At 70.8% G+C, this 6,533-nt stretch carries 8 protein-coding genes; 5 read left to right on the top strand and 3 right to left on the bottom strand.

Annotated elements, in window-relative coordinates:
* Positions 1–88: 88 nt before the first annotated feature.
* Positions 89–1,795 carry a proline--tRNA ligase gene (locus P1P70_RS37880; protein WP_319245859.1) on the top strand — a complete coding sequence of 569 codons (1,707 nt, stop codon included), beginning with the start codon at positions 89–91 and terminating at the stop codon, positions 1,793–1,795.
* 264 nt (positions 1,796–2,059) lie between these two features.
* On the opposite strand, the gene P1P70_RS37875 is transcribed toward P1P70_RS37880, so the two are convergent.
* The 3 genes from P1P70_RS37875 to P1P70_RS37865 are packed head-to-tail and all read right to left on the bottom strand — an operon-like array spanning position 2,060 to position 4,009.
* Positions 2,060–2,992, bottom strand: a complete 933-nt coding sequence (locus P1P70_RS37875) for an aminoglycoside phosphotransferase family protein (protein WP_319245857.1) — start codon at positions 2,990–2,992, stop codon at positions 2,060–2,062.
* Positions 2,993–3,032: 40 nt separating this feature from the next.
* A complete protein-coding gene (locus P1P70_RS37870; protein WP_319245855.1) occupies positions 3,033–3,488 on the bottom strand; it encodes a ferritin-like domain-containing protein in 456 nt (151 codons plus the stop codon).
* Complete coding sequence (locus P1P70_RS37865; protein WP_319245853.1) at positions 3,485–4,009, bottom strand: hypothetical protein; 525 nt, start codon at positions 4,007–4,009, stop codon at positions 3,485–3,487. The genes P1P70_RS37870 and P1P70_RS37865 overlap by 4 nt, the downstream gene beginning before the upstream one ends.
* A gap of 234 nt (positions 4,010–4,243) precedes the next feature.
* On the opposite strand from P1P70_RS37865, the gene rimP reads away from it, so the two are divergent.
* The 4 genes from rimP to P1P70_RS37845 all read left to right on the top strand — a co-directional run.
* Complete coding sequence (gene rimP, locus P1P70_RS37860; protein ID WP_319245851.1) at positions 4,244–4,762, top strand: ribosome maturation factor RimP; 519 nt, start codon at positions 4,244–4,246, stop codon at positions 4,760–4,762.
* Positions 4,763–4,764: 2 nt separating this feature from the next.
* A complete protein-coding gene (gene nusA, locus P1P70_RS37855; RefSeq protein ID WP_045561383.1) occupies positions 4,765–5,763 on the top strand; it encodes a transcription termination factor NusA in 999 nt (332 codons plus the stop codon).
* A 125-nt stretch (positions 5,764–5,888) separates the two neighbouring features.
* A complete protein-coding gene (locus P1P70_RS37850; RefSeq protein WP_215449264.1) occupies positions 5,889–6,185 on the top strand; it encodes a YlxR family protein in 297 nt (98 codons plus the stop codon).
* A 147-nt stretch (positions 6,186–6,332) separates the two neighbouring features.
* On the top strand, positions 6,333–6,533 hold a 201-nt coding region (locus P1P70_RS37845; RefSeq protein ID WP_319245848.1), incomplete at its 3' end, for a translation initiation factor IF-2 N-terminal domain-containing protein.

The following is a 6,533-nucleotide window of genomic DNA, read 5'->3' as shown; positions in this document are numbered from 1 at the left end:
CCCCACCGCCACCACCGGATTTCCACGGGCCCCGGCCCCCCGGCTAACCTCCTGCCATCACCCGATCCCGGCAGGAGTACGAGAAGCCATGGCGAACGCACCGGTCCAGCGCATGTCCCAGTTGATGGCGAAGACGCTGCGCGACGACCCCGCGGACGCCGAGGTGCTCAGCCACAAGCTCCTCGTCCGCGCCGGTTACGTCCGCCGCACGGCCGCCGGCGTGTGGACCTGGCTGCCGCTCGGCAAGAAGGTCCTCGCCAACGTGGAGCGCATCGTCCGCGAGGAGATGGACGCGATCGGCGCCCAGGAGGTGCTGCTCCCCGCGCTGCTGCCGAAGGAGCCGTACGAGGCGACGGGCCGCTGGGACGAGTACGGCCCGGAGCTGTTCCGCCTGAAGGACCGCAAGGGCGGCGACTACCTCCTCGGCCCCACCCACGAGGAGATCTTCACGCTGATCGTGAAGGACCAGGCGTCCTCCTACAAGGACCTGCCGGTGATCCTCTACCAGATCCAGACCAAGTTCCGTGACGAGGCCCGCCCCCGCGCCGGCATCCTGCGCGGCCGCGAGTTCCTGATGAAGGACTCGTACTCCTTCGACACCGAGGACGAGGGCCTCGCCCAGTCGTACGCCCTGCACCGCCAGGCGTACCAGAAGGTGTTCGAGCGCCTCGGCCTCGACTACCGCATCTGCGCCGCCACGGCGGGCGCGATGGGCGGCTCCAAGTCGGAGGAGTTCCTCGCCCCGGCCGGTGCCGGCGAGGACACCTTCGCGGACTGCCCGGCGTGCGACTTCGCGGCCAACACCGAGGCGATCACGTTCGAGTTGAAGCCGGTGGACGCCGACGGTGTACCCGCTCTCGAAGAGATCCCCACCCCGGACACCCCGACCATCGAGACCCTCGCCGCGCACCTCGGCGTCGAGGCCTCCGCCACCCTGAAGAACCTCCTCGTGAAGGTCGACGGCGAGATCGTCGCCGTCGGCGTCCCCGGCGACCGCGAGGTCGACATGGGCAAGGTCGAGGCCCACTTCGCCCCGGCCGTCGTCGAGATGGTCACCGAGGCGGACTTCGCCGGCCGCCCCGACCTGGTCCGCGGCTACGTCGGACCGCAGGGCCTCGGCGAGAAGGTCACCTACATCGCCGACCCGCGCGTCGCCCCGGGCACTTCCTGGATCACCGGCGCCAACAAGCCCGGCACGCACGCCAAGAACGTCGTCGCGGGCCGTGACTTCGAGGTCGGCGAGTACGTCGACGTCGTGGTGGTCCAGGAGGGCGACCCCTGCCCCAACTGCGGCACCGGCCTCAAGCTGGACCGCGCCATCGAGATCGGCCACATCTTCCAGCTCGGCCGCAAGTACGCCGACGCCCTCAAGCTCGACGTCCTCGGCCAGAACGGCAAGCCCGTCCGCGTCACCATGGGCTCCTACGGCATCGGCGTCTCCCGCGCGGTCGCCGCCCTCGCCGAGCAGTCCGCCGACGACAAGGGCCTGTGCTGGCCCGCCGAGGTCGCCCCGGCCGACGTCCACGTCGTCGCCGCGGGCAAGGCCCTGCAGACCGAACTGGCCCTCGACGTCTCCGAGAAGCTGCGGGCGGCCGGCCTCCGCGTCCTGGTCGACGACCGCGCGGGTGTCTCCCCGGGCGTGAAGTTCACCGACTCCGAGCTGATCGGCGTACCGAAGATCCTGGTCGCCGGCCGCCGCTCCGCCGAGGGCGTCCTGGAGCTGAAGGACCGCCGCACCGGTGAGCGCGAGGAGCTGACGGTGGACGAGGCGATCGCCCGCCTGACCACCGCCTGACCGCCGCCTGAACGAACCGCTGAGCATCCGGGTTCTCCGGACCGTTCCCCGACCTTGGGACGTGAAAGAACGTCACCACGGTCGGGGAACGGTCATGTCGCGAACGCCGGGTGATGTGACGGGGTGGCGGGAGCGGTGACCCCGTCAGGCCTTCGGGGAACCGCGCGACCAGCCACAGCCCGACCCGCAGCCGCAAGCAGCCCACAGCCACACAGCCACACAGCCACACAGCCACAGCCAAGCAGGCCACCGCCTGACCGCGCCCTACAGCCACCCCGCGAACTCCAGCAACAACTCCGCGTCCCGCGGCCGTCCCACCCGCCGAGCCCGAACCCCCGACTCCACGGCCCGGAACAGCGTCCACCCCCGCAACCGCTCCTGATCCACATCCAGCGACTCGGCGAGCTTCCTCACCCGCCGCCGGGTGATCGCCGCCCCCGAGGGCGAGGCGATCAGATCCTCCACCCGATCCCGTACCAGCCGGGCCAGATCGAACGCGCACTCGCCCACCACCGGATCCGGCCCCACCGCCAGCCACGGCAGCCGCTCCCCGGCCAGCACCTTGCTCTGCCGGAACGTCCCGTGCAGCAACCGCTCCTCGAGCGCGGAATCCAGGAGCTCCGCACGGACCCCGAGAGCCGCGTCGACCAACCCCCGCACCTCGGAGTCCGCCTCGGCGCCCACCCGCATGGCCTCAGCCTGTCGCCCCGTCCGCTCGGCCACGGTCTCGAACACATGCGCCCCGGGCGGCTCGACCCACAGCCGACGCAGGGTCGCCGCGGCCTCCAGCAGCGCCTTCGCCTCGGGGAGCGACCGTACCGACAGATCGGGGTGCAGCCGCTCCAGCAGGAGTACGCCGTGACTGTCCCCGGGGTTCAGCAACTGGACGGCCCCCCGCCCGTCCCAGTGCGCGAGCGCGGCCCGCTCGCCCTCCGGCCGGGCCCGCTCGGGTGCCAGCTTGAGCACGGCGGGCGTGTTGTCGATGAGCCGCACCAGCAGCACCAGACTGCTCCGGCCACCCGGGGCCTGTACCCGTTCGACGCTCAACTCGCGTAGATTCACGGCCTGTTGGGCCAGTTCGGGGAGTCTTTCCAGCCACTCTCCGACCCCGTCCCCGCCGTCCGGCCGTCGGGTCTCGGCGAGCGCTCGCACCAGCCGCTGCGGCGGTTCGAAGTCCTCGAAAGCCATGCGAGCCATGTGCGAGTCGTTCCCTTCCGGAGCGTGATCAGGGCCGTGATCAGGTGTGCGGTGTCGCCGACGGGCCGGCGGCGGCCGTCCGCTCGGCGAGACCAGGGAAGGCTACGCTTCCGCCCCGCCATCGCACCGCCCGCACCGCCGCCTCCCGCAGCGCCTCCGCGGCCGTGGCGCGCCGGTCACCCTCGGCCGCCCGCACGAGATCGGAGTACACGCCGGCCACCCGCTCCTCCAGCTCGACGGCGAGCCGCACGGCGGACTCGGAATCGGCCACCTGGAAGGGCAACACGTACCCGGCGGCCGCCACGGCGGGCTTGCCGCCCAGGTCCCGTACGGCCCGCGTGAGCTCGTCCCGGCGGGCCCGGTGCGCGTCGTACGCCTCCCGGGCCTCGCGCTGCCGTGCCTCACCGATCTTGCCGCCGACGACGCCGTAGCCGTACACGGCGGCGTGCTCGGCCCCGAGCGCCGCCTGTACCGCCTTCAGCTCCCCGCTGCTCACTTCGCACCCTCCGTCAACACGTACGCGTGCCCGGCACCCGCCGCCGCCACCGAGGCCATCAGCCGCGCGACTTCGCCCGGTACCCGCAGCAACGCCTTGGCCCGCTTGTCGGCGAGTGCCCGCTCGGCGGTGGCGAGTTCGGTGAGGGCGGCCCCGGGATCGTCCGGCACGGGGGCGGACGAAGCAGAGGCGGAGGAGGACGGCGAACCGGACGAGGCCGGCGCATCCGACGGGGAGGGCGAACCCGACGGGGAAGCGCTCGCCCTGCCCGCGCCCGCCCCCTTCACGCCCCCGAACGCCCCGGCGTGCCGTACGACCTCCGCCCGCAGCGGCGAAAGCAGCGTGGCCAGATCCGGATGGGCGGCGATCACGAGGTCGTAGCGCTCCGCGAGCCCCTCGCTGTCCCGCGCCACGCGCGCGCGTGCCCGCTCCACCTCCGACGCACCGCTCCCGCCGTCGGACCCCTCACCACCGGACGAGCACCCCGCGAGCAGCCCCGCACCGGCGGCCCCGACGAGCAAACTCCTTCTGCGCGGCCCCGACGGGGCACGCGACGACAGGCTGAACGACACAGCAGACGTCCTCGGGGGGTCGTACGAACAAAGAAGCGGTGCGATCACCGTACCCGTGAAACGCGCCGTGCCCCGCTAGGGGCGCGGGGAACTCGTGGACGGCAACACCCCAGCGGAGCGGCTACCCTTTGACCTGACACGCGCCCTACCCACAACAGCACACGCGGCCGAGGAGTCACCCGGATGAGCACCACCCAGAGCGAGAGGCTGCGAGAACTGCTGGAACCGCTCGTACGCTCCCAGGGCCTCGATCTCGAAGAGATCGCAGTGGACTCGGTCGGACGCAAGCGGGTGCTGCGGGTGGTCGTCGACTCGGACGAGGGCGCGGATCTGGACGCGGTCGCCGACGTCAGCCGCGCGCTCTCGGCCAAGCTGGACGAGACGGACGCGATGGGCCAGGCGGAGTACACCCTGGAAGTCGGTACGCCGGGCGCGGAGCGCGCCCTCACCGAGCACCGTCACTATCGCCGTGCCGTGGACCGTCTGGTGAAGTTCGCGCTCCGCGAGGACGGGGAACTGATCGCCAGAATCCTGACCGTGGACGACGACGGCCTCGACCTCGAAGTGCCCGGAGTGAAGGGCCGCAAGGCCACCACGCGCCGGCTCGCCTTCGCGGAGATCGACAGGGCCCGCGTCCAGGTCGAGTTCAACCGCAAGGACAAGAAGGACCAGAAGGACATGACGGAAGAGGAGGAGGCGTAGCCGTGGACATCGACATGAGTGCCCTCAGGGGCTTGGTGCGGGAGAAGGAGATCTCCTTCGACCTGCTCGTCGAGGCGATCGAGGCGGCCCTCCTCATCGCCTACCACCGCACAGAGGGAAGCCGCCGCCACGCGCGCGTGGAGCTCAACCGGGAGACCGGCCATGTGACCGTGTGGGCGAAGGAGGACCCCGAGGACCTGGAGGAGGGGCAGGAGGCACGCGCGTTCGACGACACCCCGTCGGACTTCGGGCGCATCGCCGCCACCACCGCCAAACAGGTGATCCTGCAGCGACTGCGGGACGCCGAGGACGACGCCACGCTCGGTGAGTACGCCGGACGCGAGGGCGACATCGTCACCGGTGTGGTCCAGCAGGGCCGCGACCCGAAGAACGTGCTCGTCGACATCGGCAAGCTGGAGGCCATCCTGCCCGTGCAGGAGCAGGTCCCCGGCGAGACCTACCAGCACGGCATGCGGCTCAGGTCGTACGTCGTACGGGTGGCGAAGGGTGTGCGCGGCCCGTCCGTGACGCTCTCCCGCACGCACCCCAATCTGGTGAAGAAGCTCTTCGCCCTGGAGGTGCCGGAGATCGCCGACGGGTCCGTCGAGATCGCCGCCATCGCGCGCGAGGCGGGGCACCGCACGAAGATCGCCGTCCGCTCCACCCGCAGCGGCCTGAACGCCAAGGGGGCCTGCATCGGTCCGATGGGCGGCCGGGTGCGCAATGTCATGGGCGAGCTGAACGGTGAGAAGATCGACATCGTCGACTGGTCGGACGACCCGGCCGAGATGGTGGCGAACGCGCTCTCCCCGGCCCGGGTCTCCAAGGTCGACGTGGTGGACCTCGCGGCCCGCTCCGCGCGCGTGACGGTGCCCGACTACCAGCTGTCGCTGGCGATCGGCAAGGAGGGCCAGAACGCCCGCCTCGCCGCCCGTCTCACCGGCTGGCGGATCGACATCCGACCGGACACCGAACAGCCGTCGGAGCAGGCGCCGCAGTAGGCGTCTCGGCAGGCAGGGAATAGATCCAGGCCGCAAGTCGCTTAGATCACGTCAGTTATATGCGCGGCAACTGTTCGATTCTTGCCCCAAAGGGGTGAGGTCGCTGCGGGGAGGTAGACTAAGCAGTGTCTGGCCGGACGCGTGCCCGCGCATGCCCTGAACGCACCTGTGTGGGGTGCAGGCAGCGAGCGGCCAAGACCGAACTGCTGCGCGTCGTGGCGATCGAGGACGAATGCGTCCCCGATCATCGCGGTACGCTGCCCGGCCGGGGTGCGTACGTACACCCCGCCCAGGTCTGTCTCGACCAGGCGGTACGCCGCCGGGCGTTCACCAGGGCGCTGCGTGCCCAGGGAGCGCTCGACACAAAGGCGTTGCGCCGATACGTGGAGCAGACAACAGTTGCCGAGCAGGCAACACCGTAAGACGTGTCGCACGGAACCTCCGTGCGGCCCTGGTACCCCGCGAGTTGGAAGTAGGTCGAGATTGCGATGAGCACTCGATGAGCACGCGATGAGTACGCCCATGAAGTAGCGACGGTCCGGACGCACCCGGACCTAAAAAGGAGCGAAGTGGCTAAGGTCCGGGTATACGAACTCGCCAAGGAGTTCGGGGTGGAGAGCAAGGTCGTCATGGCCAAGCTCCAAGAACTCGGTGAATTTGTCCGTTCGGCGTCCTCGACGATCGAGGCGCCCGTTGTACGCAAACTGACTGACGCCCTCCAGCAGGGCAGCGGCGGCGGCAAGCCCGCCCCGCGCAAGGCCGCCCCGGCC

Source organism: Streptomyces sp. MB09-02B, assembly GCF_033794485.1.
GTDB lineage: Bacteria > Actinomycetota > Actinomycetes > Streptomycetales > Streptomycetaceae > Streptomyces.
The sequence above is the reverse complement of the archived record's forward strand: the minus strand, read 5'-3'. Positions and strand labels throughout refer to the sequence as shown.